This window comes from Streptomyces sp. V4I2, from assembly GCF_030817655.1.
Taxonomy (GTDB): Bacteria; Actinomycetota; Actinomycetes; order Streptomycetales; family Streptomycetaceae; genus Streptomyces; species Streptomyces plumbiresistens.
In genome coordinates this window covers 10,623,385-10,640,694 of sequence record NZ_JAUSZM010000003.1, presented here as the reverse complement: position 1 = coordinate 10,640,694, position 17,310 = coordinate 10,623,385, and the positions used below count along the sequence as shown (strand labels likewise).

Here is a 17,310-nt window from a genome sequence, read left to right as displayed (position 1 = left end):
CCGACTGCTATGGTTCTCGTGATTCTTACCGCTCGAAACCGGTTGCCAAGTAAACCTGTTCCTCACGCTATCCATATCAGTAGTCCCCCATTTCCTCACGTTGCAATCCGGAAGGTTCACTCCCTGATAGTTGAGCATGGCACGGAGTGACGGGCAATGTCCACCCCGCACTAGCCACCACGCTCGATCGACAAGGCATCTCTAAAGAAAAATATCAAGTAAAAATTTCGCACAGAACCGCGGAACTGTTTGCCGCGTTCATGAACCCGACCTGTTCGCGTATGCCGGGTTCATCCCGACGATCCGGTTGGCCGAGGGGTGAACCGGGATGGTGGCTGGGGCGGACAGCATCGACGACCTGGACGTGCTGCGCCACGGTGGCCTGTCGTGTCTGTCCGGCGGCATGCGCGCGGGCCGCCGAGCGGATAAACTCCGCCGGTCATCAGCCCGGGTTGCTGTTGGCGCTGAAGTCCGAATCGGCGGACGGGACGGTTTCCGAAGCCGGACGAGTATCCGGAGATGGTGGTCGACTTCGTGCGCCGTACGGTCGAGCTTCCGGAGGGCACACTCCTGTCACACGCGACGGGCCGTACCGCCGATCGGCAGCGTACGGAGGTTCGCCGACGGGTCGGGGACGAAGTACCAGCAGGCCCGGACCCGGCAGGCCACGGAGGCGACGATCCGTAAGGAGGCCGCGGCGAAGACCCGGCCTGCCTGGATCAATATCGCGCTGGAGAAGTTGGTGGCCGCTGGGCTGGAACATGGGCGCTGTCCAGCGGGCGGGGCTGCTGGCCGAACGCGACAGCAACGGCATGGCGCAGTACAACCGGTTGAAGCAGGGCGACGCTTCGGTCCGCCCTCGGGCAACGACCCGAAACTTGACGACCCGTTCGGCCGCTACGTGCTCACCACCTTAGCCAAGTGCACCAGCATGGGCCTGTAGAGGGGCCAAACACATCCCCGGGGTGTCCGGGCGGCGAGTACAGCACGCACGCACTCGGCATCGAACCCGACTTGTACGACCCGAAGCTCAACGTCGACTTCACCCTGCTGCGCGAAGCGGATCTGAACGTCTCGACGCTCGGACCAGACCGCGTGATGCCGGGTGCGCCCGCGGGGACGACGCGGGCGGCCGAGTTGTCAGGCGGGCTGGACGGTGATGGTGCACAGGCGCTTGGTGGCCCGGGTCAGGGCTACGTACAAGTCCCTTTCCCCACCGGGGCGGGCCGTGATGATTTCCTCGGGGTTCATGACGACGACCCCGTCGAATTCCAGGCCGCGTGCTTCGGACGCCGGCACGATGCGTGCGTGGTGAGCGCCGCCCTTGGCCGTCAGCTCACTCACCCTGGTGTCCGCGCAGATCACTCCCACAAGCTCGCCCGGGTGCGCGCTGCTCTGGGCGCGGAGTTCCTGGACGACGGCGGTGACCAATCCGTCGGGAGGTGTGGTCACGGTGCGAGGGCTCTCGCCGCTTCGCAGTGACCGTGTGGGCTTCTGGTCCGGAGCGATCCGCGTGAGCAGGTCCCGGACGCTTTCCAGGATCTCCTGCGTGGTGCGGTAACTGACGGTCAGGTTGTGCAGTTTGAACCGCGGTCCGACGTGAGGGCTCAGTGCTTCCTTCCAGTCGCGTGCTGTCGCGACCGGGCCTGCCTGGGCGAAGTCGCCCACCAGCGTCATCGCCCTTGCCGGGCAGCGGCGGACGATCATCCGCCACTGCATGGCGGTCAGTTCCTGCGCCTCGTCGACGACGACGTGCCCGTACGTCCGCTCAGGGGGGCCGTCGACCAGGTTCGCCGCCTCGTCCAGCAGCGGAACGTCGGCATCGGTCCACGGGTCGTCCGGACCGCGCAGCAGAAGGGACCGCCCCTGCGCGGTCAGGCGGGGCAGGTGCTCGGTGAGAGCGCAGGCGTCCGTCAGGAGCGCCTTGACGAGGTCACTGGGTACCAGCCGCGGCCACAACGCCTCGACCGCTCGGTCGACGTCGGCGTCGTCGAGGAGATCGGCTCGGAGGGCGTCCAGGTCCAGCTCGTGGGCCAGCCCCGGGCCGGCCGCACCCTCGGCACGGCGCTGGGCGACTCCCGTGAACCGGTCGAGGTTCAGGCCCGTCATCGCTTCGGCATCGGCGTCGATCTGCTCCAGAAGGTCGCCCATGTCTCGTTGCATCGTGTCGGTGACGGCGTCGACCATGAGCTCTTTGAACACCTGGCGCGCGGGGTTGTGCCCCGATACGGCTGCCAAGGCGGCATCGCGTGCCGTGGCTACTTCCTCGCTGGAGAGGTGAACCAGTTCCTGTCCGACCCGCACGGTGAAGTCGCCGGCGGGGGCTTGGTGGATGCGCAGCAGTCCGGCCAGGGCGTCGGCGAGGTCGGACCTGCCCTTGAGACGTGCCGTGTCAAACGGGCCTACCGTGTCCGTCGATACTCCGGCCAGTTCCCGGCAGGTGGCCAGGACGACGTCGTTCTCTCCGAGCGAGGGAAGGACCTGGGAGATGTAGTCGAGGAAGCGGGCGTTCGGGCCCACCACCAGGACGCCCTCTTCCGCGGCGCGCGGGAACGCGTACAGGACGTAGGCCGCCCGGTGCAGGGCGACCACCGTCTTGCCGGTGCCGGGCCCGCCCTGCACCACGGTCACCCCGCGGTGGGCGGAGCGGACGATCTCGTCCTGCTCGGCTTGCAGCGTCGCGACGGCCGCGTGCATCCTGCCCGTGCGCCGTGCCGACAGAGCCTCGGTCAGCGGGCCGTCCCCCACGACGTCGTCGTCGGTCGGGGTGGTCCCGTCCAGCAGTTCGTCGCTCACCGAGACGACCGTGCGTTCCTCCAGGCGCAGGTGCCTGCGTCGGCGCAGGCCCATCGGGTGGACCGGTGTCGCCTCGTAGAAGGGTCGCGCCGCGTTTGCGCGCCAGTCCACGAGCAGTGGCAGGTCGTCCTCTTCCGTGTGCAGTCCGATCCGCCCGATGCGCAGGGCCATACCGTCCGTCCAGTCGATGCGCCCGAAGACCAGTCCCTTTTCGGCGCCCTCCATTCGGCCGATTTCCTTGGCCAGACGCTCGGCGGTGTTTTCTCTCTCGTATGCCTCACCGGCGCTGTCCGCCGGAGCCTTCAACACATCCGCTCGATTTGCTCGCGCCTCGGAAAGCCGCTCGGTGAGCAGCTCATACAAGGAGGACACGTAATCCTGCTCAGACTTAATCGCACGCGCAGCGGGATCAGCGGGATCATTTATTCTCGACAACAGGGGGCTTCCTTCGATTCGAGCCGGATTTATGTGGTGAAGTTTTCCGCTGCTGCCGAGCGTTGCCGAGCCAACGGACGGCAGCGTCCCTGGGATGCCGCCTATGTTCTGCCGCGCTCGGGAAAAGGGGGAATTTCCGGCGAGGCGACCGGTGCTTTGTCGAGCTGACTGCCAGAGGGCATCCGGTCGCCTCGTCCGGTGACCCGGCCGAGGAGACGAGCAGAGAATGGGTCAGACCCTCGACCGGTCCACCCGGGGATTGAATTGGGCATCGAATCGGCGAAGTCTCACCCCGTTCGCCGCCGCGAAGTCCGGCGGCACGCGATCGGCAGCGTCTTCACGTCGGCGGCCGTCCGAGTCCCGTCCGGGGACAGTCCCTCACGCGGTGGAGTGAGGCTCGGCGCTGCGGGCCTCTTCGTGGTCCGTCTCCGGTGTCGGATCCTTCTTCTTTCCGGCAGCAGGCAGGGAGACCAGCAGCACGGCGGCTGCGACGAGCGTGATGAGCATGATCCAGAACGCGCCGACGTGCATCGCGTGGATGAACGCGTGATCGGCAGCCTGCGCAAGAGTGGGCTGGTGGATGGTGGCGGCGACGTGACGGGCCTGTTCCGCGGAAACGCGGGCGCTGTCCTGCAACGCCTCCGGGACATCGCCCAGCGAGGGTTCGATCGCACCTCGATACGCGATCGACATGATCGTGCCGCCCACCGCAATCCCGATCACGCTGCCGACCTGCCGCGCCGTGTTGGTGACGGCCGACCCGGCACCGGAGCGTTCCAGCGGCAGGCTGCTGATCAGTGCTCCGGTCACCGGGGCCATCACCATGCCGACGGAAAGGCCCTGCGCCAGCAACAGGATCTCGATCCAGACGAGCGGGGTGTGCAGATCGAGAAAGCCGACCGCTCCCATGGTGAACGCCGCCACAGTGAGCGCCGGCACGGCGACAGGGCGCAGTGACCATCGGCTGACCAGACGTGCGCCCAGGGGCGCGCCGACGACAGCGCCGACCGCGGTCGGAACATTGGCCAGGCCGGCCTTCATCGGCGAGTAGCCCAACGCGCCCTGCATATAGAACGCGTTGTAGAAAGTGATGGCAGCCACGGAGAAGAACAGCAGCGCCATGGACGCGTTGCCACCGCCGAACATCCGCTGCGCTAGCAGCCGTGGATCGAAGCTTGGTTCCTTGGTTTTGAGTTCGACGAGCACGAAAGCGACCAGCAGGAGGAGGCCGACCGCGGTCGGCGCCGCGACGTCCCAACGACTCCAGTCGTCCACCTGGCCCGCGCGAATCAGGCCGTAGGTCAACGCCGCGAGTCCGCTGATCGACAGCAAGATCCCGGCCGGGTCCACCGGTCGCACGGTGGGGCTGCGGAAATTGGGCACCAAGAAGATGATGCCGGCCAATGCCACCACGATGATCGGGACGTTGACGAGAAAGACCGAACCCCACCAGAAATGGCCGAGCAGGAGTCCCGCCAATACCGGACCTGCCGCCATTCCGACACCGGTGGATGTGGAGGAAATGGCGATTGCTGTTGCCCGCCCGGGGCCGGTGAAGGTCCACAACAGGATGGCGAAGTTGGCAGGCATGATCAGTGCGGCGCCGACTCCCATCGCGGCCCGGGCGGCAATCAGCTGCCCCGCATCACCTGCGTACGCCGCCCAGATCGAGGCCCCGGCAAAGATCACCAGGCCGATTGCGAGCACATTCCGGTGGCCGAAGCTGTCGCCCATCGCGCCAGCGGTGAACATCAAGGTCGCGAAGACCAGGGTGTATGCGCCTGTGGCCCATTGCAGCTCGGCCGGGCTGGCACCCAGTCCACGGACCGGGTCGGCAAGGGTCTCCAGGGTGATACTGAGAACGGTGTTGTCCAGCCAAATCAGCAGCGAACACACCATGAGAACGGCAAGAATTAACCGCTGCCTGGATTTCGGCAGCGTCGGAGGCGCGGTCATGACCACCTTCGAATATCGATCGGCGGAAACTTGAACGACGCGACTATAAGAAGGTTCCACAACACTGTCAAGCTCGGAGTTTCTCACCGACACTGTTGCAACAGGGCGAACTATATGCCTCCGGCGGGTTTGCAGACTGAACAATTTTGTGCCTCCGCCGGATTTGCAGACCGAATAGTTTTGTGCCTCTCGCGGATTTCCGAGTCGGAGGATTTCACCTCCGACGGTGGTTGCAATTGAGCGGATGTTCTGCCTTCGATGAGCTGTCGCACCGCGTCCCGCGACCCCGGCTCGGTGCCCAGGCCAGCGGAGGTGATCGCTCGCCGATCGACGCCGGCCACCTGTCCGCCCCGGTCCTCGACGTGTCCGGCACAACAGACGCCGCGGACAGCCGTAGTTGACCGAAACAGCACTCGGAGCCGTCGAGGGACCTCGACGGCTCCGAGAGGCCACGACCCTCAAGCCGGGCACCGGCAGGCCCATGGGGAAGGTGACCGGTTCGCAAGTCGTGACCACAGGCCTGGGGAATGGGCTGACGCCGATCACGCAGATCGTGGGAATTACCCGACCGCCGACACCGGGCCAATGCGCCAAGTAGCGGCGACCGCGTGAACGTCGTCGCATACTCAGTGCAGGTGAACGAGCCCGAGCACGCCGCGCGGGCGGCCGGGCTTGTCCAGAGCTGTCAGGTATCCCCCTTGGTCGAATCTGGCGGTTCGCAGATCAATGGCCGCTGAGTGAACCGAGCCAGCGCCGCAGGTGCGCGGCTGTTGCTGCCGCCTGGTCCTCGATGATCGAGAAGTGATCTGCCTCGATGTGCTCGATCGGTCCGCGGTGTTGCCAGTCGGGGACGGGGTCGACGCCTCCGACGCTGCTCAGCGTCATGGTGGCCCGCAGATTCAGCGTCGGTGCGACGATCGGCTTGGTCTCGCGATCGGGATAGATCCGCACATAGCCACCCATGGCAACCAGGCCGTGGTCGTCGACGGGGGTCAGTGCGTTGTCCCGGGACAGAATCTGCCCCAGCGCGTCGGTGAGCACGTGGCGGTTGAGTTCGAGGTCTTCCGGGGAGTAGGTGTCGATCATCGCGACGCCCGCGAGCTTGCCACCGTCGTCCTCGATCCGCCGAGCGACCGCATGGGCGATCGCACCACCGGCCGAATAGCCGATGAGCGCCACCGGGCCTCGCTCGAGTTCCGATGCGACGGTCGCGGCCAGGCTCTCGATCGCCGCCGTCCACGTCGCCGGCAGGTCGTCGCCCGCGCGCGTGCCGGGCAGCCGCAACGCGCTGACCCGCCGCTCGCCGCCCAGTTCACGGGCAAGGCGAGCGAACTGGTGGGGACCCGATCCCACAAGGAACGAGGGGATGCAGACCAGAGCCGGTGCCGCATCGCCACGCGCCAGGAGCTGCGCAGCCGGACGCTGTGCGGCGGCCTCGTCGGCGGAGTACATGGTCATCAGAGCCGAACTCGCGGTCAGCAGGGGCATCGCCCCTGCCAGTTCACCGCGGCGATGGGCCGCCGAGACCAGGTCGGTGATCGTGCCGCGCACACCGGCCGGTGCCTGCTCGACCACGCCGGTGTCGGAATCCTCGATCTGCGAGCGCACCAGTTTCGCCACATCGGCGGCGGTCGGATGGTCGAAGACCAGCGTCGACGGCAACGTCATCCCGACCAGCTGTACCAGCCGGTTCCGGAATTCGACAGCACCGAGGGAGTCGAAACCGAGCTCGACGAACGGCACGTTCGGGTCGATCGCGTCGCCGGACAGGTGGCCCAGGACCGCCGCGGCGACGTTGCGCACCTCACGCAGGATCACAGCGCCGCGGTCGGCGTCGGGCAGTGCGGCCAGCTGCCGCGCAAGACTGACACCGGCACGCGCGGTGGTCTGGGGAACCCGGATCATGCCGCGCAGCACCGCGGGCAGTGTGCCGCCGCGCGCCAGGTCGGTGAGCGCCGCCGTGTCCAGCAGTGCCGTCGTCGGCGTCGCCCGATCGGTCGCGAGTGCGTTGTCGAACAGCGCCATCCCGGAATCCGGGTCGATCGGAATCAGGCCGAGCCTGGCCCGGATCTGGCGGGCGTACTGCTCGGCACCGTCCCCACTGAGTGCATCTGCCATGCCGACGGTCCACAGTCCCCAGGCCAGTGAGTGCGCGGGCAGGCCCGCGCTGCGCCGCCGGCGGGCCAGCGCGTCCAGCACGCTGTTCGCGGCGGCGTAGTTGCCCTGTCCTTGTCCGCCGAGCAACGGCGCCGCGGACGAGAACAGCACGAACGCCGACAGATCCAGGTCGCGGGTCAGCTCGTGCAGGTGCAGTGCCGCATCGACTTTCGGTGCCAGCACCCGTGTCGTCTGCTCGACGGTCAGGGTGTCGAGCGTGCCGTCGTCCAGGACACCCGCCGCATGGATGACGGCGGTCAGCGGGGCGTCGGCGTCGATATCGGCCAGCAAGGCCTGAACCGCGGTGCGTTCGGTGACGTCGCACCCAACGACCTGGACGTGGGCGCCGTGGTCGGTCAGCTCGGCGGTCAGTTCGGCGGCGCCGTCCGCGGCGGCACCGCGCCGCGATACCAGCAGCAGCCGTCGTGCGCCGTGCGCCGTGACCAGATGCCGAGCGACGATCGCGCCGATGCCGCCGGTGCCGCCGGTGATCAGCACGGTGCCCTGGTCGAACGACAGTGGCGCGCCCGGTTCGCTGGCGGGCAGGGACCGCAGTCGCGGCGCCAGGAGCCGACCGTTGCGAACGGCCAGGTGCGGCTCGTCCAGGGCCACGGCGTCGGCGAGCGACTCGATCGGCAGGGCGTCGCTGTCGTGGTCGATGAGCAGGATCCGGCCCGGGTGCTCGGCCTGTGCGCTGCGCACCAGGCCCGCCACGGCGGCTCCGACCAGATCGGGTTCCTCGCCGGGCAGCCCGGCGGCCGTGCGCGTCACGATCACGAGCCGGCCGCGCTGACCGGCGCCTATCCAGCCCTGCAACAGTGCGAGCGTCGTCAACACGCCGGCGTGGATGTCCGCCGCGCCGGCACCGGTTCCGCGGGGCGCCGGCCAGACCACCGTGTCGGGGACATCCTGCAGCACAGCGAGTTCCGCGAGGTCGGCACAGCTTTTCGGGGGCTCAGGGGCCTCGACGATCGCCGGGTCGCCGAGCACGATGATGCGCCCGGTGTCCGCCTTGGAGGCGGCAGGCACGGCCACCCACTCGAGGTCGAACAGCGGTGCCGCGCCGCGCAGCTGGGCCAGCACCTGAGGCTCGATCGGGCGGGACCGCACCGACTCCATGCTCAGCACGAGGGCACCGGTCGCGTCGACCGCTTCCACGCGCAAGGTGTCCGGTGCGACGCGGGCGATGCGGGCGCGCAGGACACCCACGCCGGACTGCGCCAGCTGGACACCGTCGAAGGCGAAAGGCAGCGGCACCCGGCCGTCGGGCCCGCCCTCGACGAGAGGGCCGACAGCGGCGTGGAACACCGCGTCCAGCAGTGCCGGATGCAGCCCGAAGGCGGTGGCGCGCGCCGCGGTGTCGGTGTCGAGCGCCAGGTCGGCGAAGACTTCCTCCCCACGCGACCAGGCGGCGCGAACACCCTGGAACACCGGGCCGTGCCCGAAGCCGAGGTCGCCGAGCGCGCGGTACATCTGCTGTCCGTCGACCGGATCGCCCGCGACCGGCGGCCACACCTGGGACCAGTCCGGCGCCGCGGTCGGCGCGGCGGGCGTGAGCAGGCCACGGGCATGCAACACCCAGGCGTCGGCGGCGCGGGCGTGGATGGCCACGCTCCGGTGCCCAGCGGCGTCGGGTTCGCCCACGGCGAGCTGGATGTCCGCGGTGCCATCGGCCGGGAGGATCAGCGGCGCCGCGAGCACCAGTTCCGCCAGGCGTGGCACGCCGAGCCGGGCGCCGGCGGCCAGAGCCAGTTCCACGAATCCGGTACCTGGCATCACGACCGTGCCGAGGACAGCGTGGTCGGCGAGCCAGGTGTGCGTGCGCAGTGAGAGCCTGCCGGTGAACAGCCACTCGTCCTTCCCTGCGAGCTGCACCTGGGCGTGCAGCAGCGGATGGCCGGCGGAGTCGGCACCGGCGAGCGGCGCGGCGGCCTCCGCGGGCAGCAGCCAGAATCGTTCGTGCTGGAAGGGATAGGTGGGCAAGGTGATCCGTGCCTGCTGTCGAGCTCCGAAGTAGGCCGCCCACCGCACCGGCCGGCCCGCGCAGTGCGAGGTGGCCAGGGCGGCGACCAACTGCTCGGGTTCGGCGACTGTGCGACGGGAGCCCGCGATTACCGATGCGCGCGCCGCGGGGTCTGTCGCCACAGTGGCTCGGGTCATGGTCGTCAGCACCGCGTCCGGGCCCAGTTCGACGAACAGGCCCACGCCCGAATCGAGCAGTGTCCGCACCGCCGGGGCGAAGCGCACCGCCTCGCGCACCTGCCGTACCCAATACTCGGGCGTTCCCACCGACTCGTCGGCGAATGCGCCGGTGACCGTGGAGCACAAAGGTATGCGTGGCTCGTGATAGGTCAGGCCCGCGGCGATCTGCGCGAACTCGGTCAGCATCGGATCCATCAGGGCGGAGTGGAACGCGTGGCTCACCCGCAACCTGCTGGTCTTGACGCCCTCGGCCACCAAGGTCGATTCGAGCGCCGAGACCGCCTCGGCGGTTCCGGAGAAGACCACCGCGTCGGGAGCGTTCACCGCGGCCAACGAGACGGCTGCGGCCGCCGGGTCGGCGTTGACCGCCGCCAGCAGCTCCACGGCCCGCCCCTCCGGCAACGCGGCGGCCAGCATGCTCCCGCCTGTCGGCAGCGCCCCCATCAACCGGCCCCGGGCCGCAACGAGTGTGCACGCGTCCGACAGCGACCACACACCGGCCACGTACGCCGCGGCGAGCTCGCCGATCGAATGCCCGGCCACCGCATCCGGCGTCACGCCCAACGACTCGACGAGGCGATACATCGCCACCTCGAACGCGAACAACGCGGGCTGGGTGTACTCGGTGCGGTCCAGCAGAGTCTCGTCAGCCGCGCCGAACATCACATCCCGCAGCGAACGCCCCAGGTGTGCGTCGAATTGCGCGCACACCTCGTCGAGCGCGGCCGCGAAAACCGGGAACGCCCGGTACAGCCCAGCGCCCATCCCGATCCGCTGTGCGCCCTGACCGGTGAACAGGAACGCTGTCGTGCCTGTCCGGCCGGCGCCGTCGGCGATGCCCGGTCCCGGCTCGTCGGCTGCCAGGCGCGCCAGGGCCGCCAGGGCCGCCAGCAGCGTCTTTCGGTCCGAGCCCACGACGGCGGCGCGCTGCTCGAGCTGCGCGCGGTGCAGGGCCAGCGTCACCGCGACGTCGGTCAGGTCGAGCTCCGGACGTTCGCTCAGCGTGTCGTACAGACGGCTCGCCTGGGTCCGCAGTGCGGCAGGCGTCCGCGCGGACAGCAGCAGCGGAATGGCCTGCGGGCGCGGTGGGTCGACCGGCCGCGGCAAGACCGCGGGCGCCTCTTCGAGGATCACGTGCGCGTTGGTACCGCTGATCCCGAACGACGACACTCCCGCCCGGCGCGGGCGCTCCCCGGCCGGCCACGGCTCGGCCTCGGTCAGGAGCCGGACCGCGCCCGCCGACCACTCCACGTGCGGCGACGGTGCGTCGACATGCAAGGTGGGCGGCAACGTCTCGTGCCGCAGCGCCTGCACCATCTTGATCACACCGCCGACACCGGCAGCCGCCTGCGCGTGCCCGATGTTCGACTTCAACGACCCGATCCGCAGCGGCTCGGCGCGATCCTGTCCGTAGGCGTTGATGAGCGCTTGTGCCTCGATGGGGTCACCCAGTGTGGTGCCGGTGCCGTGCGCCTCCACCGCGTCCACCTCGGCCGCGGCCACCCCTGCGTTGACCAGTGCCTGCGCGATCACCCGCTCCTGGGACGGACCGTTCGGTGCGGTCAGGCCGTTGCTCGCGCCGTCCTGGTTGACGGCGCTGCCGCGGATCACGGCCAGCACCGGGCGCCCGTTGCGCTGCGCGTCGGACAACCGCTCAAGGGCGAGCACACCGACGCCCTCCGCCCACGAGACACCGTCCGCGGCACTCGAGAACGCCTTGCAGCGCCCATCCGGTGACAGCGCCCGTTGCCGGGAGAACTCCTGGAACAGCATCGGAGTCGACATGACCGTCACCCCGCTGGCCAGGACCAGTGACGTCTCCCCCGCGCGCAGTGCCTGCACCGCCAGATGCAGGGCCACCAGCGACGACGAACATGCCGTGTCCACTGTCACCGCGGGTCCTTCCAGACCGAGGGCGTAGGACACCCGGCCGGAGACGACGCTGCCGCCCGATCCGGTCGCCAGATAGCCGTCCGCGGCACCGTCGGCGGCCTCGCGCGCCGTGTAGCCGTAGTCCTGGTACATGACGCCCGCGTACACCCCGGTGTCGCTGCCCCGCAGTGAGGTCGGATCGATGCCGGCGTCTTCGAGCGCTTCCCAGGACGCCTCGAGCATCAGCCGCTGCTGCGGGTCCATCGCCGCTGCCTCACGGGGTCCGATGCCGAAGAAGGCGGCATCGAAATCACCTGCGGCCTTAAGGAACCCGCCTTCTCGGGTGTAGATCTTGCCGGGTTTGCCGGGGTCGGTGTCGTACAGGTGGTCGACGTCCCAGCCGCGGTCGCCCGGGATCGGGGTGATCGCGTCGACGCGCCCGGCGATCAGGTCCCAGAGCTGGTCGGGATTCTCGACGCCGCCCGGATACCGGCAGCTCATGCCGACGATCGCGATCGGCTCGTCAACCCTGGCCTTGGCCCTGGTCGAGGCGGGGCGTGACCGCGTCGGCGCCGAACCGTCGACCCGGGTACGCAGGAAGCCCGCGACGGCGGCATTGGTCGGATAGTCGAACACCAGCGTGGACGGAAGCTGAACACCGGTGGCGGCGGTCACCTTGTTGCGGAACTCGACTCCGCCGAGCGAGTCGAAGCCCAGCTCCGTGAACGGTGTTTCGGGGTCGATGGCGTCGGCCGACTCGTGGCCGAGTACCGCGGCGGCGATCGCGCGGACCTCGTCGCGGATCAGCGCCTCCCACCGATCGGCGGGTGCGTCGAGCAACCGCTGACGCAACGGGCTGTCGGCGATCTGGCCGCGCGAGGGGACATGGATCAGACCGCGCAGCACCGCGGGCAGCGTGCCGAGCCGGCCCAGCGCGGTGAGGGCGGGTGCATCGAGCAGCGCGGTCATCAGTATCGGTTCGCCGGTGGCCAACGCGTCGTCGAACATCTGCATGCCGGTGTCCGGCTCGATCGGGGACAAGCCAAGACGCGTGCGGATCTGACGCACCAGATGTTCGGCGCCCGGGTCGTTCAACGCCTCGGCCATGCCGCGCTTCCACAGCCCCCAGGCCAGCGAATGCGCGGGCAGACCGGCGCTGCGGCGCGCCTGGGCGAGCGCATCCATCGCCGCGTTCGCGGCCGCGTAGTTGCCCTGGCCCTGCCCGCCGAGCAGCGGCCCGGCGGAGGAGAACAGCACGAACGCCGACAGGTCCATGTCGCGGGTGAGTTCGTGCAGATGCCAGGCGGCATCGACCTTCGGGGCGAGCACCCGATCCACCTGCTCGGCGGTCAGCGTTTCGATGGTGCCGTCGTCGACCACGCCCGCGGTGTGCACGACAGCGGTCACCGGTTCGTGGGCCGGGACGGATTCCAGCAGCGCCGCGACCGCGGCGCGATCGCTGACATCGCATGCGGCGACGCGTATGTCGGCGCCCAGCGCGGTCAGTTCGGTGACCAGATTCTCGACACCCGGCGCGGCGAGGCCGCGGCGCGAGACGAGCAGCAGTCTGCGCACCCCGTGCCGGGTGACCAGGTGGCGTGCGGTGACGGCGCCCAGTCCGCCCGCGCCGCCGGTGATCAGGACCGTGCCCGCACCGAAGGGACCGCCGGTCGGTTCGACGGTGCTGGCACGGATCAGCCGCGGCGCCACCGTGGCGCCGTCGCGGATCGCGAGCTGTGGTTCGTCCGTGGCGACCGCGGCAGCGATCCGCTGGTGCAGGTCCGCGGGGTCGTTGTCGTCGAGGTCGACGTTCACGATGCTCCCGGGATGCTCTGATTGCGCGCTGCGTACCAGACCGCGGACGGCCGCTGCCGCGGGGTCCGGCGTCTCGCCGGGCAGACCTGCTGCGTTGCGGGTCAGCACGATCAGCGTCGAGTCGGCGCAGCCCGGCTCGGTGAGCCAGTCGCGCAGCACCGCGAGGGCGTGGTGCACGGCGGTGCGAATGGTCGCGGGGACGTCGTCACCGTCCGCAGCCGCCGTTTCGGGCGTCCAGACGACAGCCGCGCCTGTGTGGCCCCCGCCTGCCGCGAACGCCGCGACGTCCTCGTACGTCTCGGCGCAGCCCGCGACGGGCCGCCCCAGTGCGACCAGTTGCCGGTCCGACACGGCAGGCGCCGTCACCGGCGTCCAGTCGATCGCGTAGAGCGGGCTGCGGGCACCGGCGAGAGCGCGCGCGTCCGCGGGGCGGGCGAGCACGGCGTCGATCGACAGCACCGCGGCGCCGGTGGCGTCGCAGACGTCGATGCGCACCTTCGCGGCACCCGAACGGATGATGCGGGCGCGGACCGCGGTGGCGCCCTGTTGGAACACACGGACGCCGCCGAAGGAGAACGGAAGCGGCAGCCTGCCGTCGGGAAGGTCCTCGGCGAGCACATCGATGGCGGCGTGGAAGGTCGCGTCCAGCAGCGCCGGATGCACCCCGAAGCCCGCCGCCCGGCCGGCTGTCGCCTCCTCCAGGGTCACCTCGGCGAACACGTCGTCACCACAGGTCCAGGCGGCGCGCACGCCCTGGAAGCTCGGACCGTAGCCGAATCCCAGGTCGGCGAGCCGGTCGTACAGGCGCGTTTGGTCGATCGGCGCGCCGTCAGCCGGCGGCCAGTCGGGATCGGTCCAGGCCGGCGTCATGCCGTCGGCGGGGGCGAGGGTGCCCGTGGCGTGCAGCGTCCAGTCCGGCTCGCCCGTATCGGACCGCGCGGTGCCGGTGACGGTACGCGAGTGGATCGACAGGCCCCGACGGCCGGTGTGGTCGGGCTCGGCCACCGAGACCTGCACGTCCACCGCAGCGTCACCGTCGAACAGCAGCGGCGTCGCCAGGACGAGTTCGTCCACGACGGGCACCTCCAGGCGGCTACCCGCGGCCAACGCGAGATCCACGAACCCGGTGCCGGGCAGCAGCATCGATCCGAAGGCCGTGTGGTCGGCGATCCACGGCTGGTCGGTGGTGGAAAGCCTGCCGCTGAAGAGCCATTCGTCACGACCGGCGAGCGGCGCGGCGACGCGCAGCATCGGATGATCGAGCGCGGAGAGGCCGGCGCGGCCCATGTCACCGAGCGCATCGTCGTCGGGCTGCACCCAGTAACGGCGGTGCTGGAAAGCGTAGACAGGCAGGTCGAGGTGGCTGACCGGCCTGGCCGGTGACAGCGGCGCCCAGTCGACGGCAACGCCCGAGCAATGGGCCGCGGCGAGCACCCGCAGGAACTGGTCGACCTCGTCGACGCCACGCCGTGACGCCGCCGCGACCAGCGAGCGGGACGCCACCTCGTCGGTCAGTGTCTGACGGGTCAGCGCCGCCAGCACCGCGTCCGGACCCACCTCGACGAACCGGCGCGCGCCGGCGTCGACGAGTGACTGCACCGCCGGGGCGAACCGCACGGCCTCGCGCACCTGCCGCACCCAGTACTGCGGCGTCAGCAGTTCGGGACCGGCCGGCGTACCGGACACCGTGGAGCACACACCCATGCGCGGTGCCCGGTACTCCACCGATCCGGCGACCTGTTCGTACTCGGCGAGCATCGGCTCCATCAACGCCGAATGGAAGGCGTGACTGACCGTCAGCCGGGTCGTCTTCACCCCCTCGCCCGCCAGCAGGTCCTGCAGTGCGGCGATCGCCGCCGTCTCGCCCGAGAACACCATCGCCGCAGGCGCATTCACGGCCGCCAACGAGACCGTGCTGGCCGAGAGCAGTTCCAGCGCCCGCTCCTCCGACACCGCGGCGGCGAGCATCGCTCCGTCGGTCGGCAGCGCGCCCATCAGTCGACCACGGGCGGCAACGAGCCGACACGCGTCGGCCAGCGACCACACCTCGGCCACGTAGGCCGCGGCCAGCTCACCGATCGAATGCCCGACCACCACATCCGGGGTCACGCCGAACGACTCCAAGAGGCGATACAGCGCCACCTCGAACGCGAACAGCGCAGGCTGCGTGAACTCCGTCCGGTCGAGCAGGGCCAGGCGTTCGGTGTTGCCGGCGCTGTTCCCGGCACCACCGGTCTCCCCGAACATGACCTCGCGCAGCGACACCCCCAGCAGGGCATCGAATTGTGCGCACACTTCGTCGAGGGCAGCGGCGAACACGGGGAACGCGGCAGCCAGCCCAGCGCCCATACCAAGACGTTGCGCGCCCTGACCGGTGAACAGGAAGGCCGTCTCACCGGTGATGGCGACCCCTGACACCACATGCGGGGATGCCGAACCCGCGGCCAGGGCCGTGAGGCCGGCGAGCAGACCGGCCCGGTCGGCGCCGAGCACCGCGCCGCGCCGACCCAGCTGAGCGCGCGCAGCGGTTAGGACGGCGGCGACATCGGCGTCATCCACGTCGGGGTGGTCGGTGAGCCAGGCCAGCAGGCGGCTCGCCTGTGCCCGTAGCGCGGTGTCCGACTTGGCCGAAAGCAACCACGGTGCCGGCAGCGTCGCCGGGTGCGACTCCGACTGCTGCACAGCGGCATTCGGTCCGGTCACCGGATCGGCAGCACGGTCGCGCGGTGCCTCTTCGAGGATCACGTGAGCGTTGGTGCCACTGATCCCGAAGGACGACACACCCGTCCGACGCGGACGATCAAGCTCCGGCCACTGCTGAGCCTGCGTCAGCAGTCTCACGGTGCCCGCCGACCAGTCGACTTCGGGGGTGGGCTCGTCCACGTGCAAAGTCGAGGGCATGACCCCCTTGCGCATCGCCATGACCATCTTGATCACGCCCGCGGCACCCGCCGCGGCCTGCGTGTGACCGATGTTCGACTTGACCGAGCCCAACCACAACGGGTTGTCGTCGCCACGGGCCTGGCCGTAAGCGGACACCAGCGCCTGCGCCTCGATCGGATCACCCAGCCGCGTACCCGTACCGTGCGCCTCCACGACATCCACCTCGGACGCCGACAGCCGCGCGTCGGCCAACGCGGCCCGAATCACCCGCTCCTGCGCAGGCCCGTTCGGCGCGGTCAGCTGGCTGCTGGCACCGTCCTGGTTCACCGCGGAACCGCGCATCACCGCCAGCACCCGATGCCCGCTGCGCTCCGCGTCCGACAGCCGCTCCAGCACCAGCACGCCCACGCCCTCGGCCCAGCCCGTGCCGTCCGCCGACGACGAGAACGCCTTGCACCGCCCGTCCGGCGACAACCCGCGCTGTCGGGAGAACTCCACGAACGTGCCCGGTGTCGCCATCACCGTCACTCCACCGGCGAGCGCCATCGAGCACTCACCCTGGCGCAGCGACTGAGCGGCGAGATGAAGGGCGACGAGTGAGGACGAACACGCGGTGTCGACCGTCACCGCCGGCCCTTCCAGGCCGAAGGTGTAGGCCAGACGGCCCGAGGCGACGCTGCCCGCGCTTCCGGTCAGCAGGTAGCCCTCGAAGTCCTCGGGCGCACGGGGGATCCGGGAGCCGTAGTCGTCGTACATGACGCCCATGTACACCCCGGTACGGGTGCCCCTCAGCGTGGTCGGGGCGATGCCCGCGTGCTCGAAGGCCTCCCAACCCGTCTCCAGCAGCAACCGCTGCTGGGGGTCCATCGCCGCAGCCTCGCGGGGACTGATGCCGAAGAACTCGGCGTCGAACCGGTCCGCCTCGTACAGGAAGCCGCCTTCGCGGGTGTACGAGGTCCCGAGGTGGTCGGGGTCCGGGTGATACAGGTTCTCCAGGTCCCAGCCGCGGCCGTCCGGGAACGGACCGACCGCGTCACGTTCGGCGCTCAGCAGGTCCCACAGGTCCTCCGGGGAGGCGATACCGCCCGGGAGCCGGCATGCCATGCCCACGATCGCGATCGGCTCGTGGGCGCGCTCCTCCAGGTCCTGCACACGCTGACGGCTCTCCCGCAGGTCGACCGTTGCCCGCTTGAG

General features: G+C 69.8%; 3 protein-coding genes and 1 pseudogene. All 4 read right to left on the bottom strand.

Annotated elements, in window-relative coordinates; translation table 11 throughout:
* Positions 1-573: 573 nt before the first annotated feature.
* Positions 574-723: a hypothetical protein gene (locus QFZ76_RS49935; RefSeq protein WP_307679874.1), complete on the bottom strand. Its 150-nt coding sequence runs from the start codon at positions 721-723 to the stop codon at positions 574-576.
* A 417-nt stretch (positions 724-1,140) separates the two neighbouring features.
* Entirely contained in the window at positions 1,141-3,168 is a 2,028-nt protein-coding gene (locus QFZ76_RS49930; protein ID WP_307679873.1) for an AAA family ATPase, read from the bottom strand.
* 441 nt (positions 3,169-3,609) lie between these two features.
* Positions 3,610-5,187 (bottom strand): MFS transporter, encoded by a 1,578-nt coding sequence (locus QFZ76_RS49925; protein WP_307679872.1) that lies wholly within the window; start codon positions 5,185-5,187, stop codon positions 3,610-3,612.
* Between the two features lie 723 nt (positions 5,188-5,910).
* A pseudogene (locus tag QFZ76_RS49920) lies at positions 5,911-17,304 on the bottom strand (SDR family NAD(P)-dependent oxidoreductase); the annotation flags it as partial.
* Positions 17,305-17,310: the final 6 nt, after the last annotated feature.

Excerpts from the sequence above, each read along its gene's own strand:
- QFZ76_RS49925 (WP_307679872.1), bottom strand. The coding sequence starts at position 5,187 with ATGACCGCGCCTCCGACGCTGCCGAAATCCAGGCAGCGGTTAATTCTT.